The 20,652-nt window shown below is 60.9% G+C and carries 19 protein-coding genes and 1 pseudogene; 6 read left to right on the top strand and 14 right to left on the bottom strand.

The annotated features are described in order from the left end of the window. Window positions 1–118: 118 nt before the first annotated feature. The 3 genes from GKZ68_RS04700 to GKZ68_RS04690 all read right to left on the bottom strand — a co-directional run bounded on the left by GKZ68_RS04700 (window position 119) and on the right by GKZ68_RS04690 (window position 2,894). Window positions 119–451, bottom strand: a complete 333-nt coding sequence (locus GKZ68_RS04700) for a type II toxin-antitoxin system RelE/ParE family toxin (protein WP_173111263.1) — start codon at window positions 449–451, stop codon at window positions 119–121. Continuing rightward, window positions 441–683: a hypothetical protein gene (locus GKZ68_RS04695; protein ID WP_173111260.1), complete on the bottom strand. Its 243-nt coding sequence runs from the start codon at window positions 681–683 to the stop codon at window positions 441–443. The genes GKZ68_RS04700 and GKZ68_RS04695 overlap by 11 nt, the downstream gene beginning before the upstream one ends. A 159-nt stretch (window positions 684–842) precedes the next feature. Continuing rightward, a complete protein-coding gene (locus GKZ68_RS04690) occupies window positions 843–2,894 on the bottom strand; it encodes a S9 family peptidase (RefSeq protein ID WP_173111257.1) in 2,052 nt (683 codons plus the stop codon). Between the two features lie 103 nt (window positions 2,895–2,997). On the opposite strand from GKZ68_RS04690, the pseudogene GKZ68_RS04685 reads away from it, so the two are divergent. After that, window positions 2,998–4,571 (top strand): annotated as a pseudogene (locus tag GKZ68_RS04685) (amidase). A gap of 170 nt (window positions 4,572–4,741) precedes the next feature. Continuing rightward, on the top strand, window positions 4,742–7,369 hold the full coding sequence (locus tag GKZ68_RS04680) for a M14 metallopeptidase family protein (RefSeq protein ID WP_173111254.1): 2,628 nt from the start codon (window positions 4,742–4,744) through the stop codon (window positions 7,367–7,369). 94 nt (window positions 7,370–7,463) lie between these two features. Here GKZ68_RS04680 and GKZ68_RS04675 read toward each other — a convergent pair whose 3' ends face one another. The 5 genes from GKZ68_RS04675 to GKZ68_RS04655 all read right to left on the bottom strand — a co-directional run bounded on the left by GKZ68_RS04675 (window position 7,464) and on the right by GKZ68_RS04655 (window position 11,065). After that, window positions 7,464–8,864 carry a discoidin domain-containing protein gene (locus GKZ68_RS04675; protein WP_173111251.1) on the bottom strand — a complete coding sequence of 467 codons (1,401 nt, stop codon included), beginning with the start codon at window positions 8,862–8,864 and terminating at the stop codon, window positions 7,464–7,466. 296 nt (window positions 8,865–9,160) lie between these two features. After that, window positions 9,161–9,811, bottom strand: coding sequence for an NAD(P)-dependent oxidoreductase (locus GKZ68_RS04670; protein WP_173111248.1), 651 nt, complete (start codon window positions 9,809–9,811; stop codon window positions 9,161–9,163). Window positions 9,812–9,940: 129 nt separating this feature from the next. Next, window positions 9,941–10,369: an Rrf2 family transcriptional regulator gene (locus tag GKZ68_RS04665; RefSeq protein ID WP_173111245.1), complete on the bottom strand. Its 429-nt coding sequence runs from the start codon at window positions 10,367–10,369 to the stop codon at window positions 9,941–9,943. 12 nt (window positions 10,370–10,381) lie between these two features. Continuing rightward, entirely contained in the window at window positions 10,382–10,741 is a 360-nt protein-coding gene (locus tag GKZ68_RS04660; protein WP_173111242.1) for an MmcQ/YjbR family DNA-binding protein, read from the bottom strand. A gap of 12 nt (window positions 10,742–10,753) precedes the next feature. Further along, window positions 10,754–11,065: a DUF6728 family protein gene (locus GKZ68_RS04655; protein ID WP_173109574.1), complete on the bottom strand. Its 312-nt coding sequence runs from the start codon at window positions 11,063–11,065 to the stop codon at window positions 10,754–10,756. A gap of 3 nt (window positions 11,066–11,068) precedes the next feature. Here GKZ68_RS04655 and GKZ68_RS04650 point away from each other — a divergent pair, with 3 nt between their 5' ends. Further along, complete coding sequence (locus tag GKZ68_RS04650) at window positions 11,069–12,418, top strand: dicarboxylate/amino acid:cation symporter (RefSeq protein ID WP_173111239.1); 1,350 nt, start codon at window positions 11,069–11,071, stop codon at window positions 12,416–12,418. Window positions 12,419–12,433: 15 nt separating this feature from the next. Here the strand turns inward: GKZ68_RS04650 and GKZ68_RS04645 are convergent, their stop codons facing one another. Beyond that, the gene (locus GKZ68_RS04645; RefSeq protein ID WP_173111236.1) at window positions 12,434–13,171 is read right to left on the bottom strand and encodes a phytanoyl-CoA dioxygenase family protein; all 738 of its coding nucleotides are present in this window, start codon (window positions 13,169–13,171) and stop codon (window positions 12,434–12,436) included. 84 nt (window positions 13,172–13,255) lie between these two features. Here GKZ68_RS04645 and GKZ68_RS04640 point away from each other — a divergent pair, with 84 nt between their 5' ends. Both GKZ68_RS04640 and GKZ68_RS04635 read left to right on the top strand, forming a co-directional pair. Then, a complete protein-coding gene (locus tag GKZ68_RS04640; protein ID WP_173111233.1) occupies window positions 13,256–13,723 on the top strand; it encodes a nuclear transport factor 2 family protein in 468 nt (155 codons plus the stop codon). A gap of 5 nt (window positions 13,724–13,728) precedes the next feature. Beyond that, window positions 13,729–14,256: a hypothetical protein gene (locus GKZ68_RS04635; protein ID WP_173111230.1), complete on the top strand. Its 528-nt coding sequence runs from the start codon at window positions 13,729–13,731 to the stop codon at window positions 14,254–14,256. 501 nt (window positions 14,257–14,757) lie between these two features. Here the strand turns inward: GKZ68_RS04635 and ispG are convergent. From ispG to GKZ68_RS04620, 3 genes are all read right to left on the bottom strand, one after another. Next, window positions 14,758–16,755, bottom strand: a complete 1,998-nt coding sequence (gene ispG, locus GKZ68_RS04630) for a (E)-4-hydroxy-3-methylbut-2-enyl-diphosphate synthase (protein ID WP_173111227.1) — start codon at window positions 16,753–16,755, stop codon at window positions 14,758–14,760. A 140-nt stretch (window positions 16,756–16,895) separates the two neighbouring features. After that, window positions 16,896–17,783, bottom strand: a complete 888-nt coding sequence (locus tag GKZ68_RS04625) for a PAS domain-containing protein (protein ID WP_173111224.1) — start codon at window positions 17,781–17,783, stop codon at window positions 16,896–16,898. Between the two features lie 48 nt (window positions 17,784–17,831). Further along, complete coding sequence (locus GKZ68_RS04620; RefSeq protein ID WP_173111221.1) at window positions 17,832–18,191, bottom strand: hypothetical protein; 360 nt, start codon at window positions 18,189–18,191, stop codon at window positions 17,832–17,834. Between the two features lie 298 nt (window positions 18,192–18,489). Here GKZ68_RS04620 and GKZ68_RS04615 point away from each other — a divergent pair, with 298 nt between their 5' ends. Continuing rightward, window positions 18,490–19,044 carry a hypothetical protein gene (locus GKZ68_RS04615; protein ID WP_173111218.1) on the top strand — a complete coding sequence of 185 codons (555 nt, stop codon included), beginning with the start codon at window positions 18,490–18,492 and terminating at the stop codon, window positions 19,042–19,044. Here GKZ68_RS04615 and GKZ68_RS04610 read toward each other — a convergent pair. Beyond that, window positions 19,041–19,973 (bottom strand): D-2-hydroxyacid dehydrogenase, encoded by a 933-nt coding sequence (locus GKZ68_RS04610; protein WP_173111215.1) that lies wholly within the window; start codon window positions 19,971–19,973, stop codon window positions 19,041–19,043. The two genes, GKZ68_RS04615 and GKZ68_RS04610, sit on opposite strands and share 4 nt — an antisense overlap. A gap of 122 nt (window positions 19,974–20,095) precedes the next feature. Beyond that, entirely contained in the window at window positions 20,096–20,509 is a 414-nt protein-coding gene (locus GKZ68_RS04605; protein WP_173111212.1) for a hypothetical protein, read from the bottom strand. Between the last annotated feature and the right edge of the window lie 143 nt (window positions 20,510–20,652).

Below are 20,652 nucleotides of genomic sequence, written 5' to 3'. Positions count from 1 at the left end.
GTCGTTGGGTTAGTTGACCCTAGCGGCGCGGTAGAGATGCTTCGGCAAGCTCAGCATGACGTGCTAATTTTTTTATAAAAGGGAAAGCCCCGCAGCAGGCGCCGCAGGGCTTTCCCTTTTACAATAATCCGTTTTCGCGCAGCAACTCGTCGCGCTCACTGTCGGAGATGGACTCCTGCGCCGACTTGTCGTAAATCGTGAGCAAGTACACCGTTTCGCCGACGACTTTCACGCAGGTTATTAGCCTAGTACCGCCGCTTTTGCCTTTGTTTTTGGCGGTGATACTCATGCGCACTTTGTAGCAGTCGCGGCCTAGCGGCTCGCCGGCTTGCGGCTCTTGCTCCAATTCGTCCAGCAACGCGGCAAAATCAGCCTTAAACGTCGCGTATTTCTTACGCAGCCGCTTACCGGGCCGACGGAAGCTATCGGTAATGACTATCCTAAAGCTCATTTAGAAAATCGCGGGCGTCCTGCAGTTGAATTTTGCCCTGCTGATGCAGCTCCACTTCGTGGAGCGCCTCGCGGAAATCATCAATCCACTCCTGCTGCTCGGGCGTGTATTTTTTAGACTGCGCGGGCGATGGCTTGGCCTTGGAGGCCGGCTTTACGGCCAGGTTCAGCTCGCGCAGGAGCTTTTTCACGAAAGCAACCCGGTCGTCGGGCACGGTTACAATCAGGTCCATAGCTTCAAAGTTACGTAGTGGCTTTTCGGCAACAAGCGGGCTAGCCAACGAAGTTTCGGCGGGCAAGTAGCCAGCCAAACCCGTCTGTCATTGCTTCGCTTTGTTCGCAATGACAGACGGGTTTGGCTGGTTTAATTCAAAGAAGCTCATCGGCTGGCTCTACTGCCCGCCCGCCGTGCTGCCCATCGCCGAACCCTTGGGCATCAAGTACTTATTGTACCAGCCCAGGTAGCGCACGTAGCGGTCCTTCACGTAGCTAGGGGTCGTGACGCCGTGAAACTGGCCGGGGTAGATAACCAGCTGCGTGGGCACGTTGAGGCTCTTGAGCGCCTGGTACATCTGCTCGGTATTGAGCAGGGGCACGTTGAAATCCTTTTCGCCGCACACGAAGAGCGTGGGTGTCTTGATTTTATCGGCGTGGAAGAAGGGGTACGACACGCGCATGTACACGTCGGGGTTTTTCCAGGGCGTGCCCAGCTCGGTTTCATAGTCGCGGATGTACTGGTCGGTGCCGTAGCCGGCCAGCACGTTGGCGATGCTGGCGCCGCTCACGGCCGCCTTGAAGCGCTGGTCGCGGGCAATAACCTGGTCGGTCATGATGCCGCCGTAGCTCCAGCCGCCCACGCCGAGGCGGTCGGGGTCGGCTAGGCCCTGGGCCACGGCGTAGTCTACCACGGCCAGCACGTCGTCGGTGTCTTTGTTGCCCCAGTCGGCATAGATGGCCTTGCTGTACTCCAGGCCCCGGCCCGAGCTGCCGCGCGGGTTGGCTACCACCACGGCGTAGCCGTTGGCCGCAAAGTACTGCCACTCAAAGGCAAAGCCGTAGCCGAACTGCGACACCGGCCCGCCGTGAATGCGCAAGATGGTCGGGTACTTGCGCCCGGCCTGGTAGCCCACCGGCTTCACCGTGAAGCCGCTCACTAGCGTACCATCCTTGCTTTTGGCCTGCATCGGCTCCACCGCCCCTAACGACACACCTTTGAGCCAGGCGTCATTCTGCTTGGACAAGGGCAGCAGGCCGCCCTTTTTGTCGAGCGCAAACACCTCGGTGGGCTGTTGTGGCTGACTGCTGAGTACCACTGTGGTACCCTTGCTGGCCATGTCAAAGTCACCGACCTGGCGCGGACCGGCCAGCACTTTCTCGATTTTACCACCGCTAGCCCCTACCCGCATTAGCGACTCGGCGCGGTCGTCTTCGAGCAGAAAATAGACGCTTTTGCCGTCGGCGCTCCACTGCGGCTGGGTGGTGTTGCGGTCGAGGCCGGCGGTGAGGGCGCGGGCGGGGCCGCCGGCCACATCCACCACCATCAGCTGGTGCAGGGCGTACACGAGTTGCTCCTTGGGGCCGCCCTGCACGAAGGCGATATGGCGGCCATCGGGGCTGAAGGCCGGGCGACTACCGTAGTTGGGGGCGCTTTCGGGTACGTCGGTGGCCAGCAGGAGCCTAGCGGTGGCGCCGGCCTGCGCGTTGATAATAAACAGGTCGTAGTTGTCGTGGCGGTCGGGGTCAGGACCGCGCTTGCTGCTGAAAACGAGCTGCTTGCTATCGGGGCTCCAGGCGGGCAGGTTCTCATCGTACTGGCCCGGCGTGAGGTTGCTGAGGCGGCGCGTGGCCACGTCGAACACGTAGAGGTGCTGGCGCTGATTGTTCAGATACCCATCGACGTCCTTCTTAAACTGAAAGCGGTCGATGACGATGGGCGGCGCGGTTTTCTTCTTGGCCTTTTGGGCGGCGGTGAGCGAGTCGGGGTCGGCATCACGGATAATCAGGGCAATGCGCTTGCCGTCGGGGCTCCAGATGTAGTCCGATACGCTGCCCTTGAGCTTGGTCACCTTCTCGGCCTCGCCGCCAGCGCGGTTCAGCAGCCAGAGCTGGGCGTTGCCGTCGTCTTCGTTGCGTCCCGACAGGAAGCTCAGGTACTTGCCGTCGGGGCTGAAGCGCGGGCGGCTTTCGCTGGCCGGATTGGTGGTGACGCGCAGGTTTTGAGAGCCGTCGGTGCGGGCCATCCACACGTCGGCGTCGCGCTTGTCAGTGGTGGTGTCGATGCGCGTCACGGTGTAGGCCACCCAGGCACCATCGGGCGAGAGGTTGGGGTCGGCCACGTCGCGCATGCGGGCCAGGTCGGTGAGGTTGAGCGGGCGCGGCGCCGTTTGGGCCAGGCTAGCCAGCGGCAGACCTAGCGCGGCGAAGAAAGGTAAAAGATTTTTCATAAGAAGCGAAGGAGTAGTTAGTACTTGCAAAAGAACGTCATGCTGAAGGCAGTGAAGCGTCTCTGCCACGCCGTATGGAAATGACTTCAAAAAAGCGCGCGAGATGCTTCACCGCATTCAGTATGACCCTTCTTTTTTAACAGCCTCAACCCGCTACCCTAGCCGCCCCTATCTTGCCGCCATGCTTTCTCCTCTCGAATACGACCAGCTCGATAGCCTGGGCATGGCGGCCCTCGTGGCCAGCGGCCAGCTCACGGCCGCCGAGCTGTGCCAGGCCGCCATCGCCCGCGCCGAGGCGGTTAATCCGCAGATTAACGCCATCATCCTCAAGCTATTCGAGCAGGCGCAGCAGCGAGCCACCGCGGGATTACCGGCCGGTCCATTCGGCGGAGTACCGTTTTTGCTGAAGGACTTTGGGGCGCAGTACGCGGGTGTGCCGCATACTGGTGGTAGCAAGGCCCTGCGCCACTTCGTGCCCACCGAAGATGCCGAGCTGGTGCGCCGCTGGCAGGCGGCGGGCGTCAATATTCTGGGCAAAACCAGCACCCCGAGTTTGCCCTGCTGGCCGTGACCGAGCCCGCGCTCTACGGCCCCTGCCGCAACCCGTGGAGCCTGGGCCACACGCCGGGCGGCAGCAGCGGCGGCGCGGCGGCGGCCGTGGCGGCGGGCATTGTGCCCCTGGCGGGCGCCGGCGATGGGGGCGGCTCCATCCGCATTCCGGCGGCGTGCTGCGGGCTGTTTGGGCTGAAACCCAGCCGCGGCCGCGTGCCTACCGGCCCCGAGCAGGGCGAAAAGTGGCAGGGCGCCGCCGTCGAGCACGTACTTACCCGCTCGGTGCGCGACAGCGCGGCCATGCTCGATGCCACGCAGGGCGCCGATGTGGGCGCACCGTATTTTCTGCCTAACCCCGCCAGGCCCTATTCAGAAGAAGTCACCCGCGCGCCCGGCCGGCTGCGCATCGCCTTCACCCTGGGCCATCCGCTAGGCAGCCCGTTGCACCCGGAGTGCGCCACGGCCGTGCGCGACGCGGCCAGCCTGCTCGCCAGCCTGGGCCACGAGGTGGACGAAGTGCCGCTGCCCTTCGATGGCCGGGCCGTGGCCACGGCCTTTCTCATGCTCTACTTTGGCGAAACCGGGGCTAGCATCGCCGGCCTGGAGAAGGTGCTGGGCCGCCCCGCCCGGCCCGCCGATGTGGAGCCCACTACCTGGCTGCTCGGCCTGCTGGGCCGCACCTACTCGGCCGCCGACTTTGCCGCCGCCCGCCACACTTGGAACGACCACGCCCGCCGCATGGGCCGGTTTCACGAGCAACACGACCTGCTGCTCACGCCTACCCTAGCCACGCCCCCCGTGCGCATCGGCGAATTGCAGCCCAAACCGTTCGAGCAGCAGCTCTTGAAAGTGGTGAATACCTTCGGCCTGGGCGGCCTCATCCGGCGCTCGGGGCTGGTAGAAAAGCTGGCCGAGCAAAACCTGGCCCGGACGCCCTACACCCAGCTAGCCAACCTCACCGGCCAGCCCGCCATGTCGGTGCCCTTGCACTGGACGGCCGACGGCCTGCCCTGCGGCGTGCAGTTCATCGCCAAGCTCGGGGCCGAAGACGTGCTGTTTCGGCTGGCCGGGCAGTTGGAGCAGGCGCAGCCGTGGTTTGGCAAGCGGCCTAGCTTTACTTCCTAAGCTCCTATCTCAAAAAGAGGGTGCTTCCCTTATTTTATATAAAATCGGTAAGTCCCCCTTCTTTTTCAGATGGGTAGGCAGCCCCACAGAGGTAAGGTGAGGTGTCCGCCTTGCATCTTTGCGCCCTACGCTTTGTCCTTTGCTTTCCTACTTTACTCCATTTTCCTTTGATGTCTTCACTACTATTTCGCGGGCAAGTCACGGCGCGCAACCTGGGCCAGCTGGGCCTGGGGCTGCTGCTGGGGCTGGCCCTGCCCCTGGCCAGCGCTGCCCAAACTACCGCGGCTAGCCCCACTTCGGCCGCCGACGCGGCGGGGCCGCTGCTCACGCCCGACCAGTTTTTGGGTTACAAGCTGGGCAGTCAGTTTACGCCGCAGGCCGATGTGCTTCGCTACGCCGCCCACGTGGTGGCCCACTCGCCCGGCCGCATGCGCATCACGCCCTACGGCAAGACCTACGAGCACCGCACGCTGGAAGTAATTGAAATCGGCAACGCCGAAAACTTCGGCCGGCTGGCTGATATTCAGCAGAATGACCGCCGGCTGGCTAGCCTCGAACCTGGCGCTGCCAGCCGCCAGCTGCCGGCCGTGTGCTGGCTCAGCTACAATGTGCACGGCAACGAGGCGGTGAGTTCGGAGGCCGTGATGCAGGTGCTCTACGACCTGGCCAACCCGCAGGACGCGCAGATGCAGGACTGGCTCAAGAACACGGTTATCGTGGTGGACCCCTGCGTGAACCCCGACGGCCACGACCGCTACGCCAACTGGTACAACCGCGTGCGCAACCAGAACGTGAACGCCAGCCCCGACTCGTGGGAGCACCACGAGCCCTGGCCCGGCGGGCGCTATAACCACTACTACTTCGACCTGAACCGCGACTGGGCCTGGCAAACCCAGCAGGAAAGCCGCCAGCGCATTGTGCTGTATAACAAGTGGCTGCCGCAGGTGCACGCCGACTTCCACGAGATGGGGCCGAACAACTCGTACTACTTCTCGCCGGCCGCCAAGCCTTATCACCAAGACATTACGCCCTGGCAGCGGCAGTTCCAGAACGTCATTGGCGACTACAACCGGGCCACTTTTGATAAGAACAACTGGCTCTACTTCACCCGCGAGGTGTATGACCTGTACGCCCCCACCTACGGCGATACCTGGCCTAGCTTCAACGGCGCCATCGGCATGACCTACGAGCAGGGCGGCGGCGGCCCGGCCGGCGTGGCCTACGCCCGCATCGACGGCGACACGCTGACCCTAGCCCAGCGCATTGCGCACCACCACGCGGCCAGCCGCGCCACCATCCAGGCCACCGCCGAGCGCCACGACGACCTGTTGCGCGAGTTCCAGTCGTACTTCACCACCGCCAAGACCAAGCCCGGCGGTACCTACAAAACTTACGTGCTGGCCTCCGGTAACGACCCCGGCCAGCTGCGCATGCTAACGAAGTACCTGGAGCGCCAGCAAATCAGCTACGGCTTTGCACCCAAGCAGCTCAAAACCACCGGCTACAGCTACGCCAGCGGCAAAACCGAGGCCGTGACCGTGCAGCCCCACGACGTGGTGGTGAGCATGTATCAGCCCAAATCGACGCTCGTGAAAGTGCTATTCGAGCCGCGCCCGCAGCTCGAAGACTCGCTCACCTACGACATTACCTCCTGGGCCCTGCCCTACTCGTTCGGGGTGAAGGCCTTCGCCCTCACCCAGCGCCTCGATGCCAGCGGCCCCACCCCTAGCCAGCCCGTGGTGAAGGGCAGCGCGGCTGCCGAGGCCCGCCCCTACGCCTACCTCGCCCGCTGGCACAACCTGCAGGACGTGCGCTTTCTCAGCAAGCTGCTGCAGCAGAAGGTGAAAGTGCGATTTGCCCAGCAGGCCTTTGAGGCGGAGGGCCAGAAATACGCGCCCGGCACGCTCATTATCACGCGTACTGGCAACGAGGCGCTGGGCCCCAAATTCGACCAGCTGGTGCGGGCGCAGGCCGACTCGGCCGGCTCGGTGGTACAGGCCGTGAAGACGGGCTTTTCGACCACGGGCCACGACCTAGGCTCGGGCTCGGTGCACTTCGTGAAGATGCCCACCGTGGCCGTAGTGGCCGGCCCCGGCATCGACGCCACGGCCTTTGGCGAGGTGTGGCACTTCTTCGAGCAGCAGCTTGGCTACCCAATTACGGTGCTCGGCACCGACTACCTGAACCGCGTGGCCATGTCGAAAATCGACGTGCTCATCCTGCCCGATGGTGATTACACCGACATCTACCCCGCCGCAGTCCTCGAAAACCTCAAGGCCTGGGTGCGCGGCGGTGGCAAGCTCATCGCGATGGAAGGCGGCGCCAAGTTCCTGGCCAACAAGCGCGACTTCCTGCTCAAAACTAAAACCGCCGACTCTGTAGCCATTAAAAAAGCGGCCGGGGCCAACCCCTACCTGCCGCTGCGCCGCTACGGCACCACCGAGCGCGAAAACACGGAGGACCAAGCGCTCGGCACCATCTACCGCGTGCAGCTCGACAACACGCACCCGCTAGCCTTCGGCTACGGCGACACGTACTCGGCGCTCATCCGCACGCCGCTCAGCTACAAGTTTTTAGGTAAGGGCGGCTGGAACGTGGGCGTTATCAAGAAGAATGGCTACTACGCCGGCTTCGCGGGCAGCAAGGCTCGAAAAGAGCTAGTTGACACCTTCGTGCTAGGCGAGCAGGACCTGGGCCGCGGCCAGATTGTTTACCTCGGCGACAACCCGCTGTTCCGCGCCTTCTGGCAGAGCGGGAAGCTGTTGTTTGGCAACGCCGTGTTTCTGGTGGGGCAGTAAGCCGTCCCTCACCAACCATGAGAAAGCCCCGCCTGAGTTTCAGGCGGGGCTTTCTCATGGTTGATATTCCTAGCTGCGGGGCATTGGGATAGCTTTACTGCACCTTCTGCACCAGCTGGCGGCGCAGCAACTGGCCGCCAGCTTCTACCAGCAGCACGTAGTTGCCGGCCGGCAGGGCACGCAGGTCAAGCTTTTGGACATTCGGGCCCGGCTGCACCTCAAAATTTTGCTGCTGCACCACCTGGCCAGTAGTGGTAACCAGGCGCCACTGCCCGCCGCTGGCGGCGGCGGCCTCCCACTGCACGGTAGCTTGGTCGGGCGTCGGGTTGGGGTAAATAGTGAGGCTAGCCACGGGCGCGCCAGCTAGCTGCACCGCCACTACAGGGCCGTAGGTTTCGCGGCCATCAAGGTCAATCTGCTTGAGTCGGTAATAGCTGGCACCGTGCAGCGGGGCGGCATCCAGATATTGGTAAGCCTTGGCTATTTGGCTGTTAACCGCGCCAGCTACTTTAGCTATGCTCTTAAACTGAACACCGTCGGTGCCGCGCTGCACCTCAAAACCAGCGTTGTTCTGCTCGCTGGCAGTGGTCCAGCTTACGGTCACGCCAGCCCCGCGCGCCGCCGCCGTGAAGCTCGTGAGCGCGACTGGCAGCGGCGCGGGCGTCCCAAACACCTGAAACTCCCACAGCGAAAAGCCGCCGTTGTTCTGGCCGCCGTCCAGGCCATACATCCGCACGTAGCGGCCACTGGCGGCCACGGCCATCTCGTTGTACAGCACGCGGTTGTTGCTGTACGTAGCAAAGGTCGTCCACGTCACGCCATCGTTCGACGACTGCACGACAAAATTGACGCCGTAGGCCTGCTCCCAGTTCAAGTAGATGCGCGAGATATTCACATTCTGTCCTAAATCCACGCTCAGACTTTGGTTAGTAGTATTTAGGGTCGACCAGCGGGTATTCTCGTTGCCATCAAATGCCAGGCTTGAATCGTAGCCTCCCTCCGTATTCGACGCTGAACCCAACATGCCGCTGGCGAGGCTAGCGACCGAGTTGGAAAAGCTGAATACCTCAAACTCATAGATGGAATACCCATAAACCGTGTTGCGCGCTGTGCCGAGCATGCGCACGTAGCGGCCGCTACTGTTCAGGTTCGGGTATTCGTTCAGGTAGTAGCCACTGCGGTCAGTTGGGGTATTGCCAGTTACGGTTTTTACCGTCGTCCAAGTCAGCGCATCGTTAGACACTTGCAGCATAAAGTCTTTGCCGTAAGCCACTTCCCAGCCTATCCGCACGCGGTCAATCGTTTGTATCGCGCCCAGGTCAACCACCAGAAACTGGCTATCCGCATACTCGCTCGACCAGCGGGTGCGGTAGTCATTATCGGTCGCATTGCTAGCCAGATACGAGCTGTTTTCTACCGAAGACGCCGTGGCCGTTCGGCCCACCGCTAGGTTCAGGTTCTGCGCTCGAAGCGGCGCGTTAGCAGTCCACGCCAAAAAGCACAGGCAACTTAAAAAGTACTGTAAGTGAGTTTTCATGGAATGAGAAGAAGGATAAAATTTATTAAAATTGTACACCAGCTCTCATAGTTCACGATTACTACACCATAAAAATTTCTTTTAAATTTTTAACACATTGCTTATCAATTAAATAAAATAATAATCATTGCATTATTTTACAATTAAACATTTTATTACGATGCTAGCGGAATACCAAAGGAGTTTCAATAATCAAGAAGGCCAGAACCCAAGTAGTGGGCTCTGGCCTTCTTGGTTACTTAGAGTCCAAGAAGTTAGTAAGCGGCCGTAAAGCGCTGGCGGCTAAACTGAGGCTTCTCCAGCTCATCGAGCACGGCCACGGCCAGGTCCTCGCCCGAAAGAATACTGCGGCCCTCGGCGTTGAACACCGGGCTTTCGGTGCCCAGGCGGTAGTGGCCGGTGCGGCCGGTGTCGATGCCGGGGTGCATCTCGATGGCGGGACTGAAGAAGGTCCAGTCGAGCTGGGTGTTATGCTTCAGCTCGTTGAGGTAGTCGCGGGCGGCTAGCGCACCGGGCTTGATGTTGGCCGGAAACTCGGGGCCATCTACCAGTTGCTGACCATTGATGAATAGACTACCGGCCCCGCCGATGGCAAACAGGCGCGGCACGCCGGCCGCCACCGTCGCCTGCTCGATAGCCCGCGAGCCGGCCAGGAAATCGTCGTAGAGGTTGGGATTAGTCCAGCCCGCGCTGAAGGCGTTAAGCACCACATCGTGGCCCGCCAGCTGCTGGGCTAGCTGCTCGGGGTGGTTTACGTCGCCGGTTACCACGGTCAGCAGGTCGCTGGTTTCGGTGAGCTTGGCCGGGTCGCGCACAATGGCCGTTACCTGGTGGCCGCGCGTGAGGGCTTCGCGCAGCAGCCGCGAACCGACAAAACCGGTGGCTCCGAGAAGGGCGATTTTCATAGGTAATAATCTAAAGGTTAAGCACCTGAGACAATAGTATGCGCTGACTCAGGCGCCGCTGCGGCAAAGGTATGAAGCTTTAACTAAATTGTAACCAATACTGTTACAATAAGCCGTAAAAAAAGAGGGCTAGCCCACCGGCTTGCCCATGCCGGCCGCCATCTGGGCCACGCTCACGCCGGCCAACTGCTGCTCGAGCGCGGCCTGGGCGCGGTGCAGGGTGTCTTCGAGGGCCGCCTGAATGTTGCGGCCCACCGGGCATTTGGGGTTGGGCTTGTCGTGCACGCTAAAGAGGTCGCCCTCCACCACCTCCACGGCCCGGTACACATCGAGCAGCGTAATATCGGCGGCGGCGCGTCGCAGGTGGGTGCCGCCCACGGCCGCGCGCACTTCCACTAGCCCCGCTTTTTTGAGCTGCCCCAAGATGCGCCTGATTACCACCGGGTTGGTATTGACGCTGCCCGCCATGCGGTCGGAGGTCAGCAGCTCGCCGGCGGGCGTCACGGCCAGCAGCGTGAGCACGTGCACGGCTACGGAAAATCGGCTGCTAATCTGCATGGGGCTAGGGGGTTACTCGGCGGCTTCCTGTAGCTCGGCCCGCACGGCCTTGGGCAGGGCCGCCACAATGAGCTGGTACGATTCGGTGAGCCACTCGCGCAACTGCGCATCGGTAGCGCCGGTGCCCACGAGCACCGTATTCCAGTGCTTTTTATTCATGTGAAAGCCGGGCCGCACGTAGTCATAGCGCTCGCGCAACTCCACGGCCCGCTCGGGCTCGCACTTCACATTGAAGCTTTCAAACGTCTGCAAGCTGGTGAGGGCGAATATCTTACCGCCCACCTTAAACACCAACGTATCGGGGCCGAAGGGCGTTTCCTCAGTAGTGCCGGGCAGGCTCAGGCAGAAGTCGCGGTAGTCTTCGATGTTCATTTTAGCAGTAGCCTAGCGCAGAAACCAGCGGTACAGCAGCACGCACAGGCCGACCAGAAACATGGCCATGCTCAGCTTATTAATGAAGTGCATGGTACGCAGGTTGAAATTGGTTTTGCGCGCGGGGTCGTTCTTGCGGAAGAAATAGCCAAGCGCGGGGCCGAAATCGAAAAGGTTTTTGCCGTTCATGTCGGGGCGAAAATGGGTGTGCCAAAGTAACACCGGCCGCGCCAGAAAGATTGTCGAAAATCCAGATTTATCGGCCGGGCTAGGGTGCAAGCAATAGCTTTGCGGCCCCCATTCGACCTTGCTGTCCTTTTCCACTTGATGAAACGAATCTCTTCTAATCTCACCGTGCAGGTGCTCACGGCCATCGCGCTGGGCGTGCTGGTGGGTAGGCTGTTTCCGGCCTTCGGGGCAGCGCTTAAGCCGCTGGCCGACACGTTTATCAGCCTCATCAAGATGCTGATTGCGCCCATCATTTTCCTGACGGTGGTGCTGGGCATTGCGGGCATGGGCAGCCTGGGTAAAGTGGGGCGCGTGGGTGGTAAGGCGCTGCTCTACTTCGAGCTAGTGACGACGCTAGCCCTGGCTATCGGCATTGCGGCGGCCAACCTGACGCAGCCGGGCGCCGGCGTGCAGGCCACCGCCCAGGCCGTGCTGCAAGACAGCCAAAAAACGACCGAGGCGGCCAAGTACACCACTCAGGCCGGCGAGCTAAACTGGGTCGAGTTCTTCACGCACATTGTGCCCGACAATGTGGTGGGCGCCTTCGCCAAGGGCGACATTCTGCAAGTGCTACTGTTTGCAGTGCTCTTCGGGCTGGCGCTCAACCGGTTGGGCGAGCCCGCCCAGCCGCTGGTTAAGACCTTCGACCGGCTGTCGCACGCTATGTTTGGGGTGCTGGGCTTGGTGATGAAGCTCGCGCCCCTCGGGGCATTTGGCGGTATGGCCTTCACCATCGGCAAGTATGGGCTAGCCACGCTATTGCCGCTGGGCAAGCTCATGCTGGTGGTATACCTGACCATGTTTTTATTCATTTTCGTGGTCCTGAACCTCATTTTGCGCGCTTATAAGCTGCGCCTAGGGCCGTATCTGAGTTTTATAAAGGAAGAGATTTTGCTGGTGCTCGGCACCTCGTCGTCCGAGTCGGCGCTGCCGCGCATGATTGACAAGCTGGAGCGCTACGGCTGCTCGCGCTCGGTGGCGGGCCTGGTTATTCCTACTGGCTATTCGTTTAATCTGGACGGCACGTCTATCTACCTTTCCATCGCAGTTATCTTTCTGGCCCAGGCGTTTAACATTCCGCTGTCGCTCACGCAGCAGCTCTCGCTCATTGCCATTCTGGTGGTCACGAGCAAGGGCGCGGCGGGCGTCACGGGCTCGGGCTTTATTGTGCTGGCCTCGACCCTAGCCGCCACCAAAACCATTCCGGTCGAGAGCGTGGCGCTGCTGCTCGGGGTCGATAGATTTATGAGCGAGGCGCGAGCCATTACCAACGTTATCGGCAATGGCGTGGCCACGCTGGTTATTGCCAAAAGCGAAGGCGAGTTTGACGAAGCCCGCCACCAGCTCGCCCTGCAAGGCCGCGCCGTGCCCGAAGAGCGGCGCCCCGAGCCCGTGGCCGAAATACCGCGCATTCTGAAGCCCCATGAGGAGGAAGCCCCTCAGGACTAGGCCAATGCCGGCGGACTACTGGCTAGCCACGGCCCGCCGCTCGCGCCAGGCTAGCCAGGCTGGCAGCTCTTCGGCCGAAAACTCGAGGTGAATGACCCGGCGCGGCCGGGCGCTGGTGCTGCGGTGCGAGGCGTGGAGTAGCAGTGGCTTCATAAGCATGGCTCCGCCGGCGGGCACGGGGCACCCTACGGCCGTAGCAGTTTGAGCAGCAATGTCTTCGGCGGGTACTACGCCGTAGCGGTGCGAGCCGGGCACCACTTTGAGGGCTCCGTTGGTGGCGTCGCAGTCATCGAGGTGCAGGCGAACGGTGACGGTGTTTTCGAGCACGGCCGCCGGGGGCTGCACGGCCACCCAGCCGGCTTTGGTGGTCCAGGGGCCGTAGCCGGGCACCTCGGCGCGGCTGGCTACGTTTATCATCAAATCCTGGTGCCAGGCCACGAGCCAGTTGGAGCCCGCCGGCTTGTCGAAGTAGATAGCCTTAGTGAGGTGGCAGCCTGCCGGAAACAGCTCAGCCAGCAGCCCACGTAGCGCAGGCGTATCGAGCAGCGGCCACAGCGCGGGCAACTCGCCCAGCAGGTTGCGAATGGCAAATACGTCCTGGCTACGGCGAAAATTGGGGCTAGCGGCGGGCGCGCTTTCAATGCAGGCGAGTAGCGCCGCCAGCTCGGCCTCGGTGTAGAGCGCGGGCCGGACAGCGTAACCAGTTGCCGCCAGGTGGCCGGCCAGGGCGGAAGAAACAGCAGAAGCATGCATGCGTCCGTAAAGCTACGCCCCGCCCCAACCAGCTTTTGGGCGCAACTTGCGGGCTAGTAGCCTTTCTGCCTTACTCAGCCGCCCATGCGCCCCTGCCCCACCCTGCTCTGCCTGCTGCTGGCCGCCGGTGCCAGCCCCGCCATTGCCCAAAAAGCTGCTCCCGAAACACAGGCCGTGCAGCGAGTCGTCACCACTTTTTTTGACGGCATGCGGCGCGGCGATAGTACGCTGGTGCGCAGCACCTTAGCTCCAGGCGCAGTTTTTCACGGGCTGGGCACCAAGCCCGGCCAGCCCACTACCCTCGAAACGGAGAGCATCAGCGGCTTTCTGAAAGCCGTGGGTACGCCCCATCCGGCAGTGTGGGACGAGCGCGTGCAGTTCGAGCGGGTGCTCATCGATGCCAATCTGGCCAGCGTGTGGGCACCCTACGAGTTTTACCTAGGCAGCACTTTCAGCCACTGTGGCTACGACTCCTTTCAATTGGTGAAGCTAGCCGGCGGCTGGAAAATCGCGCACATCATCGACACGCGGCGCAAGGAAAAATGCCGCTAGCCTCTATGGAACCCAAACGCTACCCCCGGCAGCTTTCGCGCGGTGCCAACAACGCTGTTATTGCCCTTTCGGAAACCGAAGTTGGTAAAATATTCAGCGAAGACACGCGCTCCGACATTGGCTCCGAGGCCGAAAAAATGCGCTTTGCCAATGAAGTAAATGGCTTGGTAGTAAAATTCAACCGCCTGGAAATAAACGAGGCGCTGGGCGCTGAAATGCTGGTAATGGAGCGTATCTATCCCATTGATTTTCGGGCCTACGAAGTAGAGATGCGCGAAAGCTGGTTCGACGTTTTCAGCGAAGAGCTACAAACGCTTCACGCGGCCGGCTTTGTGCATCACGACCTACAGCGTCCATCCAACCTGCCCGGCGAGCGCTTTGACAATGTATTGCTCACAACAAAGGGCCTGCGGCTAATTGATACTGGTATTTCGGTGTTAAAAAGGCAAGTTGGCGAGTCGTTTTTCAACGCTTATGTGCGGCGGGAAATAGAAGAACTGGCGCGGTTTAAGGAGTTATTTTTGAGTCGTTAATTTTCAGACCTCCTAAACAGTCTTCATATTGCAGGGGTCATAAGGCCTGGGCAAAAATTAATATTACCGGCACTATAGTTCCTAGGGAAAAGAAAAGGATGTTGAAGAATCCATCCTTCATCAGTGCCCAATCACGAGTATGCCAAGTGTCTCTTGGTCTGTACCCAAACAACTTTATGAATAACGCCTCCATGCCCTTGTACATTATAAGAGAAAGCAGAGGGAGTTTCAAAATTAAATAGTAATCATCAAGAGTATTAAATTCTGCAAGCGAAAGCAACATTGCCACAAGAAACAATAATGTATCAAAAAACAGCAAGCGCATTATCAAGTATTTTGATGCTAGCCACTCGCGCTTGCACATGAACACCACTTGTGTATTTATACCAAGACTGATGAATAATATGAATAAGAAGCCGTTATCGGGTCCGGGCAGCATTTAATAATATAAGCTCAACTAGTATTCCGTCAGACAATTTCAATAGCTGCTGAACCGACGCACTACACTCCCACTGGCTCGTCCACCACTTCCTTTTCAATCCACTTGCCGTCCTCGCGCATCAGTTCAATCAGCTCGTCGACAGCGCGCTCTTCGGGCACGGCTTTTTTGATGACTTCCTGGCCGCGGTAAAGGGCGATTTTGCCTTTGCCCACGCCCACGTAGCCGTAGTCGGCGTCGGCCATTTCGCCGGGGCCATTCACGATGCAGCCCATGATGCCGATTTTGATGCCCTTGAGGTGGTCGGTGCGCTGCCGAATCATGGCCGTGGTTTCCTGCAAGTCGAAGAGCGTGCGGCCGCAGCTGGGGCAGCTGATGTACTCAGTCTTGCTCATGCGGGTGCGGGCGGCCTGCAAGATGCCGAAAGCCAGCTGGTTGAGGTTAGTGAGCTCGTCGAGCCACTCGGCCTGGGGCAGGCTGCTGGGCAGAAAGCGGGCGCCCAGGGCCAGGCCATCGCCTAGGCCATCGATGAGCAGGCCGCCGGCATCGGTGGCCGCGTCGAGCTGGGTTTGGGCGGGGGCTTGCAGCGGGTAGCAGCGGCAAATGATTACCGGGCATGTTATCTGCTGCTCGATGAGGTCGAAAAAGGCCCGGCGCAGGTCGGGCATGGCGTGGGCGTTGGTGGTTTCGAGCACTACTACTACCGTAGCATCGGCGCGCAGGCGGTTGAAAAGCGGCTGGTCGAGGGCGCTGGTTTCCAGTAGCAGAAAATTGAGCTGCGGATGCAGCTGACTAGGGCTAGCCTGCATGTAGGTGCCGGCCGTTATGAGCGGAAAATGCTGCGGGCGCCGGCCCGCGTCTACCCAGGCCGGATAGGTCACGATTTCCTTCAGGCCATTGGGCAGCATATAAGGCAGCGGCCGCTCGCCCGTAAACACGTAGTCGGCGCCCAGGTCCGACATCTGAAACTTGTCGAGGAAGGGCGAATAGAGGTGGCCGGCCGCGCGCAGGTCGGCATACTCGCGCTGCGGCAGGCGCGAAAAGTCAGCCATTACGCGCGGCACGTTCAGCCCACCAATATTGAGCACCTCGTGCGTAGTCCGGCGATGGTACTGGAAAGGGTCCAGCGGCTCGGGGCCAGTCAGCGGCCTGATGGGCTGGGCTAGCGCGGCGCGACCCACGTAGCGGTCAATCAGCATCTTGGCCACCGGCGCCTCAGCTTCGGGCGCTTCGGTCAGGCTCACGCGCACGGTGTCGCCGAGCCCGTCTTCGAGCAGCGTGCCGATGCCCACGGCGCTCTTGATGCGGCCGTCCTCGGCCTCGCCGGCCTCCGTAACACCCAGGTGCAGCGGGTAAGGCTGCAGGCCTTCCTCGTCGAGCTTCTGCACCAGCAGGCGGTAGGCCTGCACCATCACCTGGGTGTTGCTGGCTTTCATGCTCAGCACCACGTCATAATAGTTTTCTTCTTCGCAGAGACGCAAAAACTCCAGCGCCGACTCCACCATGCCGAGCGGCGTATCGCCGTAGCGGCTCAGGATTCTATCCGAAAGCGAGCCGTGGTTGGTGCCGATGCGCATGGCCGTGCCGTGCTCCTTGCAAATCTTGACCAGCGGCCGGAACCGCTCACGAATGCGCTCGACCTCGGCCGCATAGCTGGCGTCGGTGTAGTCAATTTCCTCGAATTTCTTCTTATCGGCGTAGTTGCCGGGGTTCACGCGCACTTTCTCCACGATGCGGGCGGCTAGCTCGGCGGCGTTGGGCGTGAAGTGAATATCAGCAATGAGCGGCACGTTGCAGCCGCGCGCCCGTAGCTCCTTCTTGATAGCCAGCAGGTTCTGCGCCTCCTTCACGCTGGGGGCCGTGATGCGCACGTATTCGCAGCCAGCCTCCACCATGCGCAGCGTCTGCTCTACCGAGCCCAGCGTGTCCATCGTATCCACGGTGGTCATGCTCTGCACCCGGATGGGATAGTCGCCGCCCAGCGGCACGCCGCCGATGTTCACCACGCGCGCCACGCGGCGCTTATACTCAGTCAGGCTGGGGCAATAAATTTTGTTCATCACGCAGAAAGCTAGGGCCGGCGAGCCAAGGGGGCTAGCCCGCCGTAAAGGTACGGCCGCCGTTTTGCCGGCTCACAGGCAGGCTTGTTACTAAAAAAAGCCGGCCCAGGGCCGGCTTTTCTGAATTCCTTGGTGTTGCCTTACTGCGGCCCAAGCTGCTTGCGCAGGCGCTGCACCTCGTGCTCCAGCTCCAAGTTGCGGAAGGTGACTTTGGCTTCGAGGTCGTTGTACGAGTTTTGGAGCTGCTCTTGCAGCTGGCGCATCTCCGTTATGTCGGTATTGGTGCCTAGCCAGCGCACTGTGCGGCCCTGCTCGTCGCGCACGGGCACGGCGCGGGTCAAAAACCAGCGGTACTCGCCATCGTTGCGGCGCAGCGGGAACGTCAATTCCCACGGCTCGCCCTTGTCCCAGGCCTGCTTCACGAAGTCAACTACGGGCTTGATGTGGTCGGGGTGATGCACTTTTTCCCAGCCCCAGCCTTCCATTTCGGCCAGGTCAGTGCCGGTGTATTTGTACCAGCGCTTGTTGTACCAGTAGATGTGACCATCGGGCCGGGCCATCCAGGCTAGCTGCGAGATGTTATCGGCCAGCGTTGCAAATTCCTCTTCCCGCTCTTTTAGCTTGTTGCTGGCTAGCTTCTGGTCGTGAATGTCGGTGCAGGTGCCAAACCACGTCATGATTTGGCCCGCCTCATTGCGCCGGGGCAGCGCCTGGCCCAAAAACCAGCGGTAATCGCCGGCTTTGGACTTAAAGCGGTATTCTATTTCGTAGTCGTCGCCGGTAGCCAGCGAGTGGCCCCACACCCGGCGGGCTCGCTCCTGGTCGTCGGGATGCAGCAGGTTGTTCCACATATCGGGCCCCACACTGTCGGCCAGCGTGTAGCCGGTATAATCAATCCAGCGCTGGTTGAAATAGGTATGAAAGCCCGTCGGGTCGGTTATCCAGACCAGCTGCGGAATAAAATCGGCCAGAAACAGAAACTCGTCCTCAGTTTTTTGGGGTAAGCCAGGCGCGGCGGGAGTAATCACGGGAAGAAAAAACGGCTAGAGCAACTAAAAACAACTGATAATCAAGCGCTAGGGACGGTCGAGCTGCATTTCGAGGCCCGAGCTGAAATACAGGTTGAGCTGGCTGCGCGCGCCATCGGCGGTGCGGCGCAGGCGCGTCACGAGGGCCTTCATTTCCTCGGTCGGAAAATTGAGGCGCAGGTAGGGCCGGTTCAGCAATTCATCGCGCTGCACGGCCCAACTGCCGGTTTCGTGCAGCGAGGGGGCCTGCAATTGCAGCAGGTCGTCGTTGAGTACCAGGTTGGTGGCTTGGGCCAGCGGACTGTCGGGGTCGGCACGATTAACTACCCGGCGCGCTACCCGCCAAGCACCGGCCAAGTAGCTATCCGGCACTTGTTGGAGGTTGATATCGAGCAATAAATCGGACATGTAGAAAAAGGCGAGCCGGTTGTGAGACAAGTATTCGGAGTAGCTGGCAAAATACGTTTCTCCTCTTTTATCTCATAATTTTGCCAATATCGCTTTCTAACAGTAAAAGTCAGACGCAGGTTTCAGGTCTCCTACCGAACGAGGCCACCAGCTTAAACCCTTGGCACTATCTTATTAAATAGTAGTTTTTTAGCTAAAAAACATTTTCTAGATAAAAGCTTTTAGCCGGCTCATTTATGTCCTTTGCCCGGAGCTGGCCGTATGAATAGGCCGCGCCGCTACGCTGGCTTGCTGCTTTATGAAATACTTTTCGCTTCCCACTGCTTTTCCCGGCCAGGTACTCGATGCGGCCCGCCAAACCAGCCTGCGGGCCTGGCAAACGGGCCGCTTGTTTCGGCGGCTAGCCCAGCGTGCCCTCGACTCGGTGCAGGAGGTGCTGCGGGCCGAAATTCAGAGCGGCCACGCCCGCCTGGTGGCCGACTTTCTGGCTGATAAGGCGTTGCCCGCCGCCAAGGCGCTGCTGCTGGAGCGCATGGCCGCCCGCCTGCTGCTGCGCCTGGGGTTGCGCGGGGCTTTTATGACTAACGTGGCCGGCTGGGTGCTGCCGTTTGTGCTCGAAAAGCTGTTTCAAGCGGCCCGTGCCAGTGGCCTGCTGGCCCGCCTCGAAGCCCACCCCACCGTGGCCGATGCCCTGGCGCGCCTCGATGAGCTGCGCCAGGCCGCCAGCCGTCTGCTCTTCCCCGACGGGGACACCGAAGCCCGCGTGCTTACCGACGAGGAAGCCGCCGAGTTGTTGCAACAGCCGGCTAAACAGCTGCCAGTGAGCAGTGAGCAGTCTGCTGCTCGTTCTTAATACCCGCGCTGCAAAGTCACCAGGTTTTCGAGGGGCCGGCCGGCTTGCAGGTGCGCCAGGTTGCGAAGCAGCTGGGCTACTTTGCCTTCGGCTTCATGGGGCTGGCCACCGCCGGTGTGCTGGGTCAGCAGCACCTGCGGCATAGTCCAGAAGGGGTGGCTAGCCGGTAGCGGCTCGGTTTCGGTTACGTCGAGCACCGCCCCGGCCAGGTGGCCGGCTTGCAGCGCCGCGAGCAGCGCAGGCTCGTCGGTAGTATTGCCCCGACCTACGCTGGCGTAGATACTGCCAGGCGGCAGCGCGGCAAATTCTTCGGCCGCAAAATACTTATCGGCGCTGCCGGGCAGGCAGTTTACCACAATAGTAGTGTGCGGCAAAGCCATTCGCAGGTCGGCCCGCGAGCGCAGCTGCGCCTGCGGGTGGGTGCGGGCTAGCAGCTGCACCGCGCAGCCAAAGCCGCTGAGCTGCTGGCGCACGGCCCGCGCAATGGCGCCGGCCCCCAGGATAATGACGCGCTTATCGCGCAGCAGCCCCATGCGCCCCCGGATGGGAGCTCCCACCCAGCGCCGCTCGGCTTGCAGGCGCAGCAGCTCGGGCAAGGCGCGGTAGAAGGCTAGCAGGCCCGCCACCATAGTCTCGGCGCAGGGCCAGGCAAAATAATCGCCCATGTTAGCCACCGGTGCCGCTACTGCTAGCCCCTGGTAGCGGTCGAACCCTGCCGAGTCGAGCTGCCACAGCCGCAGGTGCGGCAGCTTGCCCGCCAGCCATTCGGGCGGCGGATTACCAAATAGCAGCTCCGTTTGCCGGCACGCGGCGGCTTGCTCAGCGGCGGGCAAATCGCTGGCATAGGTCACTTCACACTCCACGGGCAGCCCCTGCTCAAGCTGCGTTCGAACCGTATCCGACAAGGTGTAATATACAAATATTTTCATATAATAAAATTACCATTGGGTAGCTTTCAGGAACTGGCTGGCTACTCAAAAGCGGTGTCGCGCACCCTAGACAGGCTGCGCAACACCGCTTCAAAAAAGGGAGGCTAGCGATAGGCTGCGTACTACGCCTGGGTATCGAGCCCCTGGTTATTGTGCTTCAGGTCTTGCTCGGGCGTGGTGCTGGGGCCTTGCAGCTGGCCGGCGGCGGCGAGCAGGGCGGCGCCCAGCTTCTCGACGTGCGTGCGGGTGTTGCCCTCGGCAAAGTGCGCCGTGCGGGTAGTTTCGGTACCTAAGTGGTGCAGCAGGCGGCCTACCTGGTCGCCATCGTAAGTGCCGCCGTGCAGCAGCGCCTTCAGGGCTTGCAGGTCGGTTACCAGCTGGTGAAACTCGGCGTTGTGGGTGGCTTTCAGGTCTTCAATCCACCGTTGCAGCTGGTTGTCGATGCCGGCGCGGCTGGCTTCTTCGCTGAGGTCGCCAGTCAGGATTTTAATGGCGCCTTCCAGGTGTACTTGGTGTTGAACTTCGGTCTTTTCCATGATGCGGACTTAAGGGAAATGGGTGGGCAAACCAAAGGGCTTGTCCGGGTCCTCAACGCAAGGCAGTGGGCGCGGGTTAGCCTACGGCCAATAAAAAACCCCGCCGGGGCCCGGCGGGGTTTCGGTACTTATGCAGAAGGAGG

The organism is Hymenobacter sp. BRD128 (genome assembly GCF_013256625.1).
Lineage (GTDB): Bacteria > Bacteroidota > Bacteroidia > Cytophagales > Hymenobacteraceae > Hymenobacter.
Note: the sequence above shows the minus strand (reverse complement) of the source record. Positions and strands in the feature narration are given on the sequence as shown.